The sequence below is a fragment of the Gammaproteobacteria bacterium genome, from assembly GCA_029880545.1.
Lineage (GTDB): Bacteria > Pseudomonadota > Gammaproteobacteria > Acidiferrobacterales > SZUA-150 > JAOUOD01.
Genome location: JAOUOD010000009.1, coordinates 37,222 through 52,820, shown reverse-complemented (window position 1 = coordinate 52,820; position 15,599 = coordinate 37,222). Strand labels below are relative to the sequence as shown.

Below are 15,599 nucleotides of genomic sequence, written 5' to 3'. Positions count from 1 at the left end.
GCAGATTTGCTAGAGTTGCGCCCGGTTTCTCGCTACACATTAGCATTGAACTGCTAAAACTTATTAAAACAATTGTAAATCCGGGGTCAACTACCTAATAAAACTGTTATACATACTGTTATACATTTAGGGGTAGGTCTGTAACATTGATAATTACATCATTATTTTAGACGAAATTAACGGCGCGAGTACTCCTGGGCAGTGATAGCAAGACTGGCAATATTGGTGACTGTAATATGTTCATCTGTGACAGCACAGGCGGATACGATAACTATTGGCCTGCGTGCCCATAATGGTGAACAGCAAGCCATGGAGCAGTGGCAGCCAACAGCGGATTACTTGTCCGGAAAACTGGCACCGCACAAGTTTGTGATGAAGCCGTATATAAAGCTGGACGAGTTGATGGAGGCCGCCAGGCTGGGCAAGTTTGACTTTGTTCTTACCAATCCCACTTCGTCCATTGAAATGGAGATGCGTTTTGGCGCCAGTCAACTGGTTACGCTGAAAAACCGGCGCCAGGGCAGACCTTACACACATTTTGGTGCCGTGATTTTCACGCGTGCCGATAATACCGAAATCAGTAACATAGCCGATCTTCGTGGCAAGAAAATGATTGCCGTATCCGAGCGAGCGTTTGGCGGCTGGCGTGTGGCCTGGCGAGAATTGTTGAGGCATGACTTTAATCCCCATGCCGACCTTGGGTCGCTTGATTACGCGGACGGCATCCAGTCCAAGGTTGTTTATTCAGTACTGAATGGCAGTCATGATGCCGGCGTGGTTCGTACCGACATGCTTGAGCGAATGGCGGCACAGGGTGAGATTGCCCTGGACAAGGTGAAAGTAATCAATGCAAGACATGTCGAAGGCTTTCCGTTTTTCCTGAGCACGGATTTGTATCCTGAATGGCCATTTTCGAAAATGAGTGGCGCGCCCAACAACCTGGCGCAACAGGTGGCATTGGCACTTTTAACCATGCCAGAGACCGATGCTGCCGCGGTAGCGGGCAATTATGTTGGCTGGACCGTGGTCGAAGACTACAAGCCGGTTCATGATCTTATGAAGGATCTGAATATCGGACCGTATCGCGACATGCAAAGTTTTGATGTTCGCAGTTTTTTCAAGAACTACTTTGCGGCAATAGTGGTCGCACTGGCCGGCGCCGCCATGCTGATGTTGGCAATGATTTATATCGTCATCATTAACAGGCGTCTTCAATCACAAAAGAGCAAGCAGGCGGCTGCCAACTTCATGCTCGTGGAACGGGTCAAGGAGCTGAATTGCCTGTACAAGACATCTGACATCCTGTCTCGTTCTTCGCTGGTAGAGAGCGCGTTCATGGAAATTGTTGATATTATTCCAGCGTCTTTCCAGTATCCGGATCTTACCTCGGCCAGAATTGTCTACAAGGACCGAACCTTGAAGTCCAGTCCCTTTGTGGAAAGTCCTTCCCGGCTGACAGCGTCGATCAATGAAGCGGGGATTGAAGCGGGCAAGCTGGAAGTATTCTGTGCCGAAGAGGCCCAACAGCATGATCATGGCCCGTTTCTTGAAGAAGAGACTGCGCTGGTAAACGAGATTGCGCATCGTCTGAGCCAGTTTCTGGATCGTACACGAGCCATCAAGTTGTTACAGGATACCAATGCCGACCTGGAGCTTCGTGTCATTGAACGAACCCGGGAGTTGATTGAAGCCAGGGATATAGCGGAAAAGGCCAACTCAGCCAAGACGGATTTCCTGTCAAGAATGAGTCACGAGCTACGCACCCCATTGAATGCCATACTCGGGTTTTCCGAATTATTGCGAATGAATGACAAGATTACCGTCGACGAGGACGTGGCGGAAAATATTGCCGAGATAGAAGTATCCGGCCGTATGCTGCTGGAGTTTGTTAATGACGTGCTCGATCTGTCACGTATTGAATCGGGCCGCTATGAAATCAGTATAACCCGGTTTAATGTAGCCGAGGCAGTCACACATTGCCTGGAGATGGTACAAGACATTGCAGCTGAAAAGTGCATAAAAGTGGATGCCGATGTAGCTGAGGACCTGGCGCTGAATACGGACAGGCGCGCGCTGATTCACATCATGTTCAACCTGTTGTCCAATGCAATCAAGTACAATTACCGGGATGGAGATGTGCATGTCAGTGCGTTTTCCGCCGGTGCTGGAACGGTAAAGTTTATTGTTCAGGATAGCGGCCGCGGAATATCCGAGGATCAGCTGGGCATGGTATTCAGCCCGTTTGAGCGTGTCGGCGGCGGTATCGGGGTAGGGCTTTCTGTAGCCCGGGAGTTGGCTGGCATACTGTCCGGCTCTATTGGTATCGAAAGCAGTGACGGCCGCGGAACCCGCGTCGAGGTTTTGTTGCCCAACATGGCATTGGCAGAAGTTACACCGATATCCGGCTAGCCTAGCCTGGCGGCGCATGGTCGTGAGTCAACCCGGATGACGCAGGAAGCAAATGTTATTTTCCACAGCGACGCCCAGCCAGGCATTGTTTGATTCGGCTTGCCCGGGCCTGGTTTTCCTTGCGAAAGCCGCGATCGGAAAGCGGTTCTCCATGAATTATCTGCTTGTCCAGAAGATGGTTTTGAATCGTTTTAAGCACCCTGTGTGACAACGACCAGCCACGCGGCGACTCACCACGCTTGTTATCACCATGGCACCAAGCGAGCCATCGGGCACACCGATGATTGCCAGTGTCCGCTGATTGAATCCGGGAATCTCGTCTTCAGGATACCCGGTACCAGGCCGGTCCAGCAGGCCGCCCGGATGCCACCACCTGCGGTGGGCGCCATCCGCAGTGTCCCGGAGCAGTGTCCGGGAAAAGAAATTTCCTTTCCTTTCCACCTTTCATATGGGCCGAATATAGACTAAAATTGTATGTGTATAACAAACCATTGCAGTCGGGATTAGGAAGCATCAGGACGATGGTGCGGAAGTTTAAAGTCGCAGGATGCCAGGATAAGTGTTGGGCCGGATGGATGAAATTTTCTATTCGGTAACGAGATCACTCATTTAGGCGGATGTGCTGAACCTGAGTGGTCAGAAAATAAAGGTGCGCTGCTGCGTAGAATGCCGGTATGAACGAGTCCATGCAAGATGTAGCCAGGCAAGGGATCGTCGCAATTTTATTGTTTGTTGTTTTGGCCTGGACGCCATTTGTTGAAGCTGCCTCTTTCGACAGGAGTGATCTCAACAACGACAAATTGGTAGATTTTCTTGACCTTGAGATTTTCAGCAACAGGTATCTTGAGCAGGACTGGCAAACGGTTGATTGGTGTCGTTTCTACGAGTCAAGCGTCCAAAACGAAAAGTACTTTCGCCAGAACGTCTCGGCCACAACAGGCCGCTTCAGTCGATTGTTTAGGCTCATTGTCGGGTCCTACAATTGTCAATTCGTCCCGCCGTCGGTCGATAAGAGCGACTTGAACGCTGACGGTATTGTCGATCTCGCCGATTTGACCATTTTCAGCACCAATTATCTGCAAATCTACTGGGAAAGTGTCGATTGGTGCCTGTTCTACGCAAATACCATTGCAGAATCCAAGTTCAATGGCCGTCCTACCCGGTATTTTCTGCAACATTTCAGGGTGCTGCTTAGTTTTATTAACGATCGTTCTTTCTGCGCCGGCGGTGAAGCTCCCGGCAATGCATTGCTGCTGGAAAGTACGCCGAGATATCTCGCCCGCATTACCGCGGCCACCGATATGAGTGGTGACTATTATATAACTGATCCCAGGGTGGGTTCCCTGTTTATCTATGGCGCCGACTTGAAACCGAAGGCCGAGATCAAGGGGCTGGACAAACCGCTGGGCGTGGCGGTCGATAGGCGGGGATATATTCTGGTCGGTAACGACGGTCGCGACAATATTGAAGTTTACAACCCGGCCAACGGTGAACTGCTGGCGGTATTTGGCGAAGGCCTTGTTAAAATGCCTAGCGCCATTACTGTCGATATGCTCGGCAATATCTATGTCACCGATAGCCTCAGAAATCATATCCGCGTATTCGATATCGCCTATAATCCCGTTGGTATTATTGGCAAGTCCGGAGAAGGGCAGGGCGAACTGAAGTTCCCGGTTGATGCCAAGATACTCACCATGAGCGATGGTATTGCCAACAGGGAAGAGATATTTGTGGCGGACCAGGGGAATAAACGCGTACAGGTTTATGACCTTGAGGGAAACTGGTTGAGAAGCATTACGTTTGCCGGTACGAAAGGCCAAAGGTGTAGTTGGTTTACCGGTAAATGTGAAATTCCTGGCGCGCCGGCTTTCGCCCGTTTGCAGTCACTGGACACAGATTCCTTTGGAAGGCTTCACGTGCTGGATAACTTCAGGGCCGCCGTAATAGTCTTTGATGTGGCCACGGGTGGGTTTCTGAATTTTTATGGCGAGTACGGTAGCGGAGCCGGAACGTTGAGGGTGCCGATGGATGTGCTGATTTCACAAATGGGCACGGCCATAATCACCACCGGTGACGGTAACAGGGTTGAAGTTTTAACGATTCCATGATGATTATTCGGCAGAGATGTAAATGATTAGAAGAAATTTATTGCTGATATTGGGCCTGGTTTTTGCCGTAGCGGCAAGTCCGTCGCTGTTGGCGGCCCAGTTTGCCAGGCCGAATGCGACGATAAATGCTGCGGGCTGGACTGTCGTCAATGCCCCTACTCATCATGAAGCCATCGACGAGGTCACCGCTGCCGACGCCGATTACATTAACTCGGGCAATGGCAACAACTCCACAGCGATCTTTGGGCTGAGCAGTGTTACCGATCCGGGCGGCGCAAATCTGAATGACCATATTCTGCGCTATCGCTGCCAGGCCTCGGGCTCCGGAGGTCCGGAACGCTGCAATGCGGCGCTGTACGATGGCGCAACACTGATTTTCGACAGTGGCAATGTCTCTGCCACCCGCGGCGCTTTTGCCTTGCACCAATTTGTTATTCCGGATGCCAGTGGCATCACGAATTATGCCAATCTCACACTCCAGCTAACCTCCAGCGGCCTTGGCGGCAATGAATCAGTACAGATTTCCTGGGCCGAACTCGAAGTACCCAACGCAGCAGCAGGTACCGCACCGACACTGGGTGCTTCCACGCTTGGCTCGTTAGCCGCGGTTACTGCATCGACAGCTACCCTGGGTGGCAACATCACCAGTGATGGCGGTGACCCGATCACAGCCCGTGGCACTGTCTGGAATACCACCGGGGCGCCTATTACCCAGAATGCGCTGGCCGAGGGCGGTACCACGACCGGTGCTTTCTCTCATTTGCGCAGTGGTCTGAGTTCAGGCACCTTGGTTTATTTCCGCGCCTACGCAACCAATGGTACGGGCACCGACTATGGTCCGGACAACAGCTTCTACACCGAACCGGCCAACTCGCCGGCTTCGGTCACCATCGACAGTGTCAGCGAAACCGGTTTTCGTATTAACTGGCCGGCCAATCCCGCCGGTGACGGTAATGGCGCCCTGGTAGTTGTCAGTACCAACGCGATAACGGCCACGCCGACCGACGGTACAGAACACGTATTCAATAGTACTTACGGAAGCGGTGCCGATATCGGCGCTTCCGAGTTCGTGGTTTACCGTGGCACAGGGGCAACCAGCGTTATCGTCACCGGACTGGGTGCCGCGACGCTGTATAATGTCGCCGTGTTCTATTCTGCCGGTGCTGGAACGGGTCAAACGGGTATCAATTACCGGCAAACCGCGCCGGGCACCAGCAGCCAGTCGACCACGGCCGGCCTACCGACCGTAACCGCTCCGACTTTTGCCAGCGTAACGGACACAAGCGCAACGCTGGGTGGCAACGTCACCTCAAATGGCGGATCAGTTATCACCAACCGCGGTGTGGAATGGGGCACGTCGCCGGGTGGTCCCTACCCGAACAGCGTACCGGAAGGGGGAACCACTACCGGTATATTCACCGTGGGGGTAACGGGCCTGCCTACTGGCGCCACCATCTATTTCCGCGCCTGGGCAAGCAATTCCAGCGGTACCGGCTACTCCGCGGAAAGTTCCTTTTTGGCTACAGCCGGCGGCATCGTGCAAGCCTCCAATGTCACCTTCCCGCAGGTCGCTGCGACCTCAATGCGCATCTCCTGGACGCGTGGATCCGGTGACGGCAGCATCGTCGTATTGCGGCCGGCACTCACCATCGCAACCGATCCGCTCGATGGCAACGATTACACGGCCACGGCCAACCCTGACTACACGCTGGCCCCGGAACTGCCACCGGCCGGTTCCCAGAATTTCGTGGTTTACCAGGGTTCAAGCAACAGCGTGCTGGTTACGGGTCTGGCGCAGCTGACGAATTATACAGTCGCGATCTATGAATATACCGGCAGCGGTGCGAGCATCGCCTACGTGCCAAACCCGGCAGAAGCCAGCCAGGCGACCACGAATGTGCTTGTCCACAACATGGAAAATGGCCTCATTTGCAATGATTGTCATAATGGCCATGTCGGATTCTTTCCACGTGACGCAGAGCTGAAGGTGACGTGCGAGACCTGCCATAATCCAACCGGACCGGCGTCAGCCAAGCTCGAATTCGACAATCACCTCACGCCCACCAAGAATTCGGCGATTGCCTATGTGGATTGCGGCTTTTGCCATGATTTGCACAATCCAGGAGGAAGCAATACAACGGTAAGCACACACTCGGTGACAGGCGTAACGCAACAAAACAAGAGTTACCTGCGCGCTAACGTGAACAAATATGTGCCCAACGCGGTCACACCGGCGTTCCTGCATACCGACCAGCCCAAGCGGGGCGAGACGTACCCTGGCGGGCCTGTGGCCGCCAATAACCCTGATCGAGCAATTGAGGGTGGTGTTGATGCCATTAATCCTCCTGCTCCGAACCAGGCGAGAGGATTTTGCCAGGTGTGCCACACCCTGACCAAGAACCATACCAACAACCCGTCCGTATCATTGTCGGATCAGTGTCATGATGGTGGCGGCGGTAATTGCGGTCCGGCGGATACGCATTGCTCAAACTGCCACCAGCACAACAATCAATTCCAGGGTGCGGGTGACTGCACCGCGTGTCACTCGTCTCAGCAGGGAGCCATCCCACGGCCGATCATCACCACCAAGTTCAATGGTCTCAGCAGCCATATCACCGGCGGCTCCGGGGTAGTCACCCAGGCCGATTGCCAGGTCTGCCATGACCAGATTACCCATCAAACCGGCACTGTGAGAGTGAAAAATCTTGATGATGGCGTGACCAGTTACGCGCAGCTGAATCCAGGCACCTCGACCACCAGTACATACCAGGAATCGCTGGCACCACATTGCTTAAGCTGCCATGCCGATGGTAACGCGGGTAGCCTGCCTGCCAGTGGCAGCGACCAGACTGCGACATCGCCGTTTACCGGCAGTGGCGCCCCCCCGATTATCGATCCTGTTGCCTGGGCCAACGCGTCACATAACCGGCCCTCAGCATCCTTCCCGTCTTCGCCGGTCACCTGTCTTGGCGATGGCGTAGGCGGCTGTCATGGCAGCGGCCACGGCTCCGAGCAAGTCAGGTTGCTGGCGCCGGCCGGCGGTCCCGCCGTGTCAATCGCCGAATTCTGTTTGGTTTGCCATGATGCCGATGGGCCAAGCTCGATAAACGTCCTCGCCCAGTTCAATTCGGGGACCCCGCAAGAGTACATCGGTGGCAGTGACTACGGTACGGTAAATAAAAAACACGATGTCCAGCCTGCGGATCAAGCTTTCTCAGGCGCAACGCTCAGCTGCAAGGATTGCCATGATCCCCATGCCGCCAACGCTGCCATGCGCCCGAAAAATCCGGGTACGGGAGGACCGCTGCGTGACTACAGCCCGTTGAACTCGTATACCGGGGATATGCCCAGTTTTACCTATTCCAGTACCCCGGGAACGGATTGGGACCCGACCAATCCCGTTGGATCGGCCATATGTCCGCCGCCCGGAACCTGTACCGAGCCGGATTACGTCCAGTTTTGCCTCACCTGCCATGACGGTACCCCGCCTCCGGGCGTGCTCTTTCCGCCGGGCTCAACCATGCTCAATATTGCTGATACTTTCGCCACCAGGGATCAGCACGGAAACCTGACGGGCAACAGCTCTCAATCCCGCGGTTTCCTGAAAGTGCCTTGGGCAACCCAGGCTGATTATGATGCTGGCAAGCAACCGACCGGGGCTTATGCGGCAATGAACTGCACGCTGTGCCACAGTCCACACGGCTCCGGCAATATCTATAATTTGCGCACATCGATCACGGTAGCGGGACAGCAGATGCAAGTGGGTGGCGTAAACGCCTGGCAGGGAGTAAGCGGCACGACCTACACCTTCCCGCTGAACGCCCAGGGCGAGCAGGAGCAGTTCGGCTGGGGTGCCTGGTGTACCTTCTGCCACGAGCCAAGCCATGACACCAATAACGGGCTCGGTTGCCAGAGTGGCCATATGCATGGCGGCGGTAACTTTTAGGGGAATGGCTATGCGACACTATGACAAGAAATTTATCGCCCTGTCCTTGGCCGCGGGCCTGCTATTTGCGGCTAACGCCCAGGCAGAAGTCAAACGCTCGACCCTCAGCGGCGGCATTCTCAAGGTGCAGGTCAGCGATAATCGCTGGCAGCCGGATGACTTCAAGCAGGGCATCAGGATTCCGGTTAGCTATACCGCGTCCGGCAACTTTAAACTGGACGGAATCGACAATGAAGCCGCCTGGGCGCAGGCCGAAGAGGTCACCGTGCCGCTGTCGTTCGGCCGTGTCAATTCCGCCCGGATCAAGGCCCTGTATACCGACCAGGATGTGTATATGCGCGTTCGTTGGGCCGACGCCAGTGAAGATCGCCTGCACCATCCGTGGGTATGGGACGGCAAGTCGAAAAAATACATTTCCGGGCCACAGGTTGAGGATTCCCTGCTGCTGAGTTTTGAAGCCGGCTGCGAATGGTTTCCGTCTTTCCTTTCCGGCTACGCTTTTGATTTTGATGCCTGGCACTGGATGGCTGGCAGGACAGATCCGGTTGCCCGGGCGCTGGATTTGAGCGGATCGGTCAAGGATGCAAAGTTGCCCGGCAATACGCCCTATGCGAGCAGAAACAAAAAGGATGAATGGAATCTCCGGTTTACCGATCGCAAAGATGGCAACTTGCACAATTCCTGGTATGAACTGGACCGGCAGTATATGCGTTGGCCGATAATGGACACCGTGTATTTCGGCCATAGGCTCGATGGTACCCGCGACGCGACAGCGCCCAGCCGCCGTCTGTCTCCTCCATCCAGCCAGGTAAAATATGCACCGCAATACGAGCCCTTTGAGCTGCAAGGCAATGCCGCCGATGTGCATGCCAAGGGGCACTGGGAAAACGGTTTCTGGACCGTGGAGTTGCGCAGAAAGCGGGTTACCGCGGGCGGCGGCGCCTGGGATGTCCAGTTCAATCGGCTAACCCAGTTTTCGATTCACCTGTTCGACCACACCGAAAGACTGGACCAATCCAGTGAATCGCCGCGGCTATTTTTGCAATTTCTGCCCCACGCGCAGAAATATGCGAAGAAAAAGTAGTTGTAGCCGGGTTCGGGGACGTACGGCTGACCACGTTGACTTTTCGCAGGAAAAGATTTTTCATACCCGCTTGAATCATTATCAATATCAATGATCTCCGCACTAACGGCGGGGGTGATTGCATCGGCGTCTACCTGGAGTAGTAATGACCAACAAACAGAAAATTGTCCTCGGATCAACCGCGACTATTGTGTTGATCCTGTCGGGCCTGCTCTGGTTTTTTGTTTTGCAACCGGATCAGTCCGCAAAATGGGACACGCTGTTGCAAACGGGCATCACCAGCTTTAACAACAAGCAATACCAGGAAGCACTCAAGTCGCTGGAGCAAATTCCTTCCGACGTCCCCCAGGGAGCGAAAGCCAGGTATTTCCAGGGCTCGGCGCACCTGATGCTAAAGGACCTCGAATCTGCGGTTATTTACCTGGAGCAGGCCCTGGCGATAGACAGCCATGATACCGGTGCTATGTATGCGCTCGGGGTAGCCTATTACAAAATGGGCAACATCAAGCTCGCCAAGAGCCATTTCGCTTCGGTACTCAAACTCAATCCCAATGATGAGCAGGCAAAAGGGCTGCTGGATATCATGGCCAGGCTGGAGCGCTACGCCGCTGAAAACCAGGGTGACGTACCTGCCAAGGCCGGCAACCCTCATCAACCGGGCCATCAATCGGAAAAGACTTCTGCGGCCAACGACAACAACAGCAAAGCTCATTAGGTCTTTGATACTCTCTGTTGTTAACAAGGTATTCCGCTTTCTGGCGTCGTTGAAGGTCGCCATTCCCTTATTGGTGTTGCTCACCGCAGTTACCACCACAGCCAGTCTGTTCCCCGACCGGGAAGTGTTCAGCTCCTGGTGGTACCTGGGCCTTTTGGGCTTACTGGGTCTCAGCCTGCTGTTTATTACGATTCTCCATATTCCATCCATCCTCAAGCACAAGGGTCGCAACGCGCTCATCGGCGTGATCACTACTCATCTCGGTATCCTGGTGTTGATTGCAGGAATCATCTATGGCGGCTTCAGCGGGTTTCGCCACAAGATCAAGTTGATCGAAAATGAAATCACGGTTATCCCGGGCCTGCCGTTTGCCATCCAGCTGGATGAATTGTTGATCGAGGAATACCGCCAGGAAGACTTTCCCCGCTTTAACCTGGCCGCGCTGCCGAAGAAGAAACAGCAAAGCCGACTCACGCTGCTGAAAAACGGTAAAAAGTGGGTATCAACGGTGGCCGCGCCGGGTAGCCCGGCCACTGTCGATGGCATTACCTTGCTTCCCGCGATAAGTGATACCGGCTGGTATTTCGAACTGATCGTAAAGGATCCCTTGCGCCGGGAGAAAACGATCCCGGTACGACCCTGGTCACCGCCTTTGATCAACCTCGGCAACACACCGATGATGGCGCACAACCTGGTCAGGGGTGAATCCCCGCAAGCGGAATTATTTACCATCAAGGATGGCGCCAAGAGTTCCCTCGGTATTGTTCGCCGTGATCGGCCGCTGAAAATCGAGGGATATAGCGTGTCGCTGGGTCCGGTAAAACGGTACACGGGAATGCAGGTATACAACCGTCCGCAAGAGCCGATACTGATACTGGGGAGTATCCTCATGTTCGCCGGGCTGGTGTGGCATTTCTATTTCCGCCACCGGGACCGCAAACGCGAAGAGCAAAGAGATACTGACGATGCTTGAAAAACTTGAATTTGCCTTGTTTGCCCTGACTACGGCGCTATACCTGGTCGCCTGGGGCTGGCACCTGCGTAGCTGGAAACTTGGGTCTGTATTACAGACACATGTTGCAATACGGGTGTTGTGGGTGGGCTGGGTCCTGCATCTGCTGCTGCTTGGCTTGCGCTGGTACCGGGCGGGGCATGTGCCAATGCTTAGCGCCTATGAGTTTGTATTATTTTTTGCCTTGCTGGTTATCGGCGTCTTTCTGTTGTTTGCGCTCAGGGAGCGGAACCGTATGCTCGGCGTCTTTCTGCTGCCGGTAGGCCTGGGACTGATGCTTTATGCGACTTTTCTGCCGGCGCAGATTGAACCTGAGCTCCCGATCTTCAACAGCCTGTTACTGAAGTTTCATATATTAACCACCTTGCTTGGTTATGCAGCATGGACAATTACCTTTGCGGCTTCAGTCAGTTACCTGCACCTGGAGCGCAAGAACCAGGCATCGCCCGACTTGTTTGATCTGATGGCCTACCGGGCGGCGTTTTTTGCGCTCAGTTTTCTCACGCTGGGCATTGTCACGGGCGCGCTTTGGGGGGACAGGGTGTTTGGCCAGCTCTGGTTTTGGGATCCAAAGGAAACCTGGTCTTTCATCACCTGGTTGATCTTCCTGGCGTACCTGCATGCACGTTACACGCTGGACTGGCGGGGACGACGCGCGGCGATATTGGCAATCTTGGGTTTCATTGCGCTGGTGTTTACCTACGTGGGCGTGGACTTTCTGTTACCACAGATTCACGGAACAACGTCCAGCACGATGACGGGTCAGCCTTGAAGCTGATCCGGAATCCAAAGTAGCAGGGCTTTGAATTCCTCGTTGATTCACGCCGGGTTGGGACTGTTGAGGTTGTAACGAGAGTCGGAGCGGGTGCTATTGCGTTGTTCCTGGATGGAATGGGTAGCGTTTGCAGCGCGCCGTCACCCCGGGTCGGGATCTCTCTGTTGATGTTGTCGGCTGGGCCGTAGCCTGGTGCGCTGAGTTTCACCGGTGACCGATGGCGCCCGTGAACGCCACATCCGCAGTCATTTCGATGACTTTAGCGGCAGCCTTGGCTGGATAAACACTGGGCGATCATCGTAACGTGAGCGATATTCTCCGGCTTGCACTTTTCATCTTTATGAGTACCGTTGCCGGTTTCGTTCAGCAGGTAGCCGCGAATCGCCCGCTGCGCCTTGGGTGATAACGCCCAGCCCAGCGGCGGCTCACCACGCTTGTTGTCACCATCGCACATACGAAAATGCGCGTAACTGCCGGTGGTTGTTGCCATGTCTCTCAGGCGTACGGCAGCTTCTGAGCCACGGCCGACGCGGGTATTGGCCATGGTCCGAATCGTGGTCATGACTTCATAGCCGAAGTTGGCAACGTGCCCCCTGGGGCTTTTTGCCAGGTCGGCCGGTAGTGTTGGATCGCTGCTGATCTGAATGATAATGGGCTGGTAGCGTTTGCCGGCCAGCTTGCTTTTGACGAGGGCAAGAATTTCCATGGCAGTCTCCGCGCCGTAGTTTTCAAACAAACCGCCATCCTGTAATCGACCCTTGATTCGCCCGGCAACCAGGTCACTGTCCTTGCCCTTGTGCCAGCTTCCCGGTGGACTGACATACGGAAAACGGGCGCTGTTGTGGGCAGCCGTGGACAGGCGTATGTCGTAATTGATGACACCAAGCTGATCATTGGCCAGCCGGAATGCCGGTTCCCTGCTGATATCTACAGTTGAAGCGACGATTCGTCGGCCGTTATTGGACCATGTCGCATTCAGGAACAAGGCCGGCCAGGGTTTCATGTTATCAATCTGGCCCAGTGCACTGAATGACTGGGCCAGCGCATCGGTTCCAGTGATTTCCCTGAATCCCTGTTCCCATGCGTGCTCAAGGGTGGCGCCGCGACCTGTGAATAATGCAACCGGCAGGAAGCGCTGCAGCAGATCCGGGTATAACAGGCTTGCCGATAACGGCGACAGGTAATCGATGGACAGTACGCCGGTGCTGCACTCCATGACCTTGCCATTGCAGCCATTGGCATGGGCACCGGATACCACGCCGCCATATACGGCGGCGCCAAGCGAGCCACCGGATACACCGCTGATTGCCAGTAGTCGATCATTGAATCCGGGAATCTCGTCTTCAAGAGTCCCCAGCACCAGGCCGGTCCAGTAGGCTGCGCGGATGCCGCCACCGGCAGTGGCGACAATCACCATCGGTCCGCAATCGACAGTTGTGCCTTTCTTCTGGCAATGGTTGTCAGCCCAGCGATCAACCAGTTCGCTGGCTGAAATTCGCTGCGCCTGGGTTTCGCGTTTGAGCGGCCTGATGGCGTGGTTGTCGTTCCAGGCGCTGAAGATGACAGCCAGTACCAGCGATAGGGTGACCAGTGGCAAACCGGTTTTGTTTGCAGTAAAGGTAATCCAGCTACCCAGCGGCAGAAACGTCGCACCCCAGATCATGATCAGGATCAGTGCATTGAACAGCGATCCGAGCGTTAAGGGGCTGACAATTCCCCACAGCAACAGCACCAGGCCGGCCAACGTGGTCGCAAAAGCAAACCGGCCCACCCAGGCTTTCATCGATTGCATCGGCGACAACAGGTCGATTGCAGGCGTGGCCTGAAGCTCAGGGCGGTCAAACCGGTCAGTTTTCATCTTGAGCAGGTGGGCGCTTTTTTGAAATATTTCCCGTCGGTAAAAATAGGAAAGAAAAATGATGCCAGTGACCAGTGCCGGGCCGATGAAATCTGTTGCCGGTGCGCCTGCTTTCCAGGAGGCCAGTATTACAACCAGGAATGGCAACAAGGCGATATAGCGCGGCACTTGCCGGCGGTAATCGTCGAGAAACGGGTTGTCATGCGGGGTTCCGGGAAACTCTGTCCACATAAGAATGCGCGCCCACAATGCTGCGCTCATGGCCCAGAGCAGGGTACTGCCAACAAACAGCGCAATCATTATCAGCTTGTTTGCATGCTCGGCGGTACTGATAATCAGGTCCTGTCCCTGGCCAACCAGCAGTAACACGCAGCCGGCCAGCAGGGTGATCAGGCTGAAGCGGCAAATGTTGGCGGAGTAGCTGATCATTTGCCAATGGCTGGCCAGTGATGATGCAGAATAGCGCGGTATCATGTGTGTCCTCCATCCCTTGGAAGTTGTCTGTGAACGCGGTGCCTGAATACAGCAAGGTACTGTGTTTTGGGTACGATCACAATAGAAATTATCATTATTCTTGTTAGGATTGATCGGGTTGCCGGAGACAAGCAGATGAAAACCGGTACAACGAGGCACCAATGTTCACTATGTGTTGGATTCAGCAGTAAAGCGATGTAGGATTAACGGCTGTCAGCGCAGACAGTCGAGCCCAACAGGAGATGCCCCGTGCCTGTATCATTCTATCACGACAACAAAAAAAGAATTTTATACGGAGCCATATCCGGGCGCTTTACCATAGAAGAGTTGACCGGTGCGATGGCGGGCATCATCAGTTCTGCGGAGTTTCCTCCTGATGCCAATACCTTGTGGGATTGCAATGAAATGGATCACGCCATGATCGACATGAAATTACTGAATCATATTATTGCCCTGAGAAAGCGTTCACCGGAACGGGGCAATGCCAGGCTCGCCCTGGTGCTGGACAAGGAAATGGCAAAGGGTCTGGCCAGGCTTTACGAGAAGCTGTCCGTGGGTCTGCCACAGCAGATCCAGACATTTACGACAAGGGATGAGGCAGAATCCTGGTTGTCATCGTGACAGTTGCGGGAAGCACCAATTCTGATGGCTGTCGGTTTGTTACAGCTCCAGGGGTTTGACCGGGTAGTCCAGCCAGTCCGTACGCGTTTGCCAGTCATATTCCGGGTTGTCGACGTATAGCTCCACTTCGTTACCATCAGGATCATAAAGGTAGAGACTGTGACTGATACCGTGGTCAGACAGGCCAATCGGTTCAATTCCTGCTGCCTCGACTCGTTTTAACGCGGCCCTTAGCTGATCAAGATTATCACCAACGCACCAGCCCACATGATAAAGCCCGATGCTGCCGCGCCGTCGTGGTTCGCGTTCACCATCAACCTGTATCAACAGCAATTCGTGATGTGTGCTGCCACCGGTGAGTACGGCGGCCCGGCCATTAAACGTGCGCCCGGTTTCTTCAAGGCCAACGATATCCTTGTAGAATGCAATGGACGCATCCAGGTCAGACACAAAAAATACCACGTGACCCAGTTCGGTTTTGAATTTCGACATGGTTTTATCCCGAAGCCCGTGTTTGTTTGCAGGTACATTACTATAGCCTGATGCCGTTCTCCATTAACCCGGGTAATCGTGTGTTGGCGTGACAGGACCGAAACC

General features: G+C 54.3%; 11 protein-coding genes. 8 read left to right on the top strand and 3 right to left on the bottom strand.

What is annotated here, in order from left to right; all coding sequences use genetic code 11:
* Nucleotides 1-225: 225 nt before the first annotated feature.
* Entirely contained in the window at nt 226-2,409 is a 2,184-nt protein-coding gene (locus OEZ10_11130; GenBank protein MDH5633533.1) for a PhnD/SsuA/transferrin family substrate-binding protein, read from the top strand.
* Between the two features lie 156 nt (nt 2,410-2,565).
* Here the strand turns inward: OEZ10_11130 and OEZ10_11125 are convergent, their stop codons facing one another.
* A complete protein-coding gene (locus OEZ10_11125) occupies nt 2,566-2,850 on the bottom strand; it encodes a hypothetical protein (GenBank protein ID MDH5633532.1) in 285 nt (94 codons plus the stop codon).
* Nucleotides 2,851-3,083: 233 nt separating this feature from the next.
* On the opposite strand from OEZ10_11125, the gene OEZ10_11120 reads away from it, so the two are divergent.
* The 6 genes from OEZ10_11120 (at nt 3,084) to ccsA (ending at nt 12,046) form a co-directional block, all read left to right on the top strand.
* The gene (locus OEZ10_11120; GenBank protein ID MDH5633531.1) at nt 3,084-4,517 is read left to right on the top strand and encodes a hypothetical protein; all 1,434 of its coding nucleotides are present in this window, start codon (nt 3,084-3,086) and stop codon (nt 4,515-4,517) included.
* A 22-nt stretch (nt 4,518-4,539) separates the two neighbouring features.
* Complete coding sequence (locus OEZ10_11115; GenBank protein MDH5633530.1) at nt 4,540-8,463, top strand: hypothetical protein; 3,924 nt, start codon at nt 4,540-4,542, stop codon at nt 8,461-8,463.
* A gap of 10 nt (nt 8,464-8,473) precedes the next feature.
* Nucleotides 8,474-9,547 carry a hypothetical protein gene (locus OEZ10_11110; protein ID MDH5633529.1) on the top strand — a complete coding sequence of 358 codons (1,074 nt, stop codon included), beginning with the start codon at nt 8,474-8,476 and terminating at the stop codon, nt 9,545-9,547.
* Nucleotides 9,548-9,692: 145 nt separating this feature from the next.
* On the top strand, nt 9,693-10,262 hold the full coding sequence (locus OEZ10_11105) for a tetratricopeptide repeat protein (GenBank protein MDH5633528.1): 570 nt from the start codon (nt 9,693-9,695) through the stop codon (nt 10,260-10,262).
* A 4-nt stretch (nt 10,263-10,266) separates the two neighbouring features.
* Nucleotides 10,267-11,235 carry a cytochrome c biogenesis protein ResB gene (locus OEZ10_11100; protein ID MDH5633527.1) on the top strand — a complete coding sequence of 323 codons (969 nt, stop codon included), beginning with the start codon at nt 10,267-10,269 and terminating at the stop codon, nt 11,233-11,235.
* The gene (gene ccsA, locus OEZ10_11095; GenBank protein MDH5633526.1) at nt 11,228-12,046 is read left to right on the top strand and encodes a cytochrome c biogenesis protein CcsA; all 819 of its coding nucleotides are present in this window, start codon (nt 11,228-11,230) and stop codon (nt 12,044-12,046) included. The genes OEZ10_11100 and ccsA overlap by 8 nt, the downstream gene beginning before the upstream one ends.
* 262 nt (nt 12,047-12,308) lie before the next feature.
* Here ccsA and OEZ10_11090 read toward each other — a convergent pair whose 3' ends face one another.
* A complete protein-coding gene (locus OEZ10_11090; protein MDH5633525.1) occupies nt 12,309-14,381 on the bottom strand; it encodes a hypothetical protein in 2,073 nt (690 codons plus the stop codon).
* A gap of 249 nt (nt 14,382-14,630) precedes the next feature.
* Here OEZ10_11090 and OEZ10_11085 point away from each other — a divergent pair, with 249 nt between their 5' ends.
* Entirely contained in the window at nt 14,631-15,002 is a 372-nt protein-coding gene (locus tag OEZ10_11085; protein ID MDH5633524.1) for an STAS/SEC14 domain-containing protein, read from the top strand.
* 39 nt (nt 15,003-15,041) lie between these two features.
* Here the strand turns inward: OEZ10_11085 and OEZ10_11080 are convergent, their stop codons facing one another.
* The gene (locus OEZ10_11080; protein ID MDH5633523.1) at nt 15,042-15,494 is read right to left on the bottom strand and encodes a VOC family protein; all 453 of its coding nucleotides are present in this window, start codon (nt 15,492-15,494) and stop codon (nt 15,042-15,044) included.
* Nucleotides 15,495-15,599: the final 105 nt, after the last annotated feature.

What these genes read in the sequence shown, in the direction of transcription:
- OEZ10_11080 (MDH5633523.1), bottom strand. Translation starts at nt 15,494, where the DNA reads ATGTCGAAATTCAAAACCGAACTGGGTCACGTGGTATTTTTTGTGTCT.
- OEZ10_11120 (MDH5633531.1), top strand. Translation starts at nt 3,084, where the DNA reads ATGAACGAGTCCATGCAAGATGTAGCCAGGCAAGGGATCGTCGCAATT.
- OEZ10_11115 (MDH5633530.1), top strand. Translation starts at nt 4,540, where the DNA reads ATGATTAGAAGAAATTTATTGCTGATATTGGGCCTGGTTTTTGCCGTA.
- OEZ10_11105 (MDH5633528.1), top strand. Translation starts at nt 9,693, where the DNA reads ATGACCAACAAACAGAAAATTGTCCTCGGATCAACCGCGACTATTGTG.
- ccsA (MDH5633526.1), top strand. Translation starts at nt 11,228, where the DNA reads ATGCTTGAAAAACTTGAATTTGCCTTGTTTGCCCTGACTACGGCGCTA.
- OEZ10_11090 (MDH5633525.1), bottom strand. Translation starts at nt 14,381, where the DNA reads ATGATACCGCGCTATTCTGCATCATCACTGGCCAGCCATTGGCAAATG.
- OEZ10_11110 (MDH5633529.1), top strand. Translation starts at nt 8,474, where the DNA reads ATGCGACACTATGACAAGAAATTTATCGCCCTGTCCTTGGCCGCGGGC.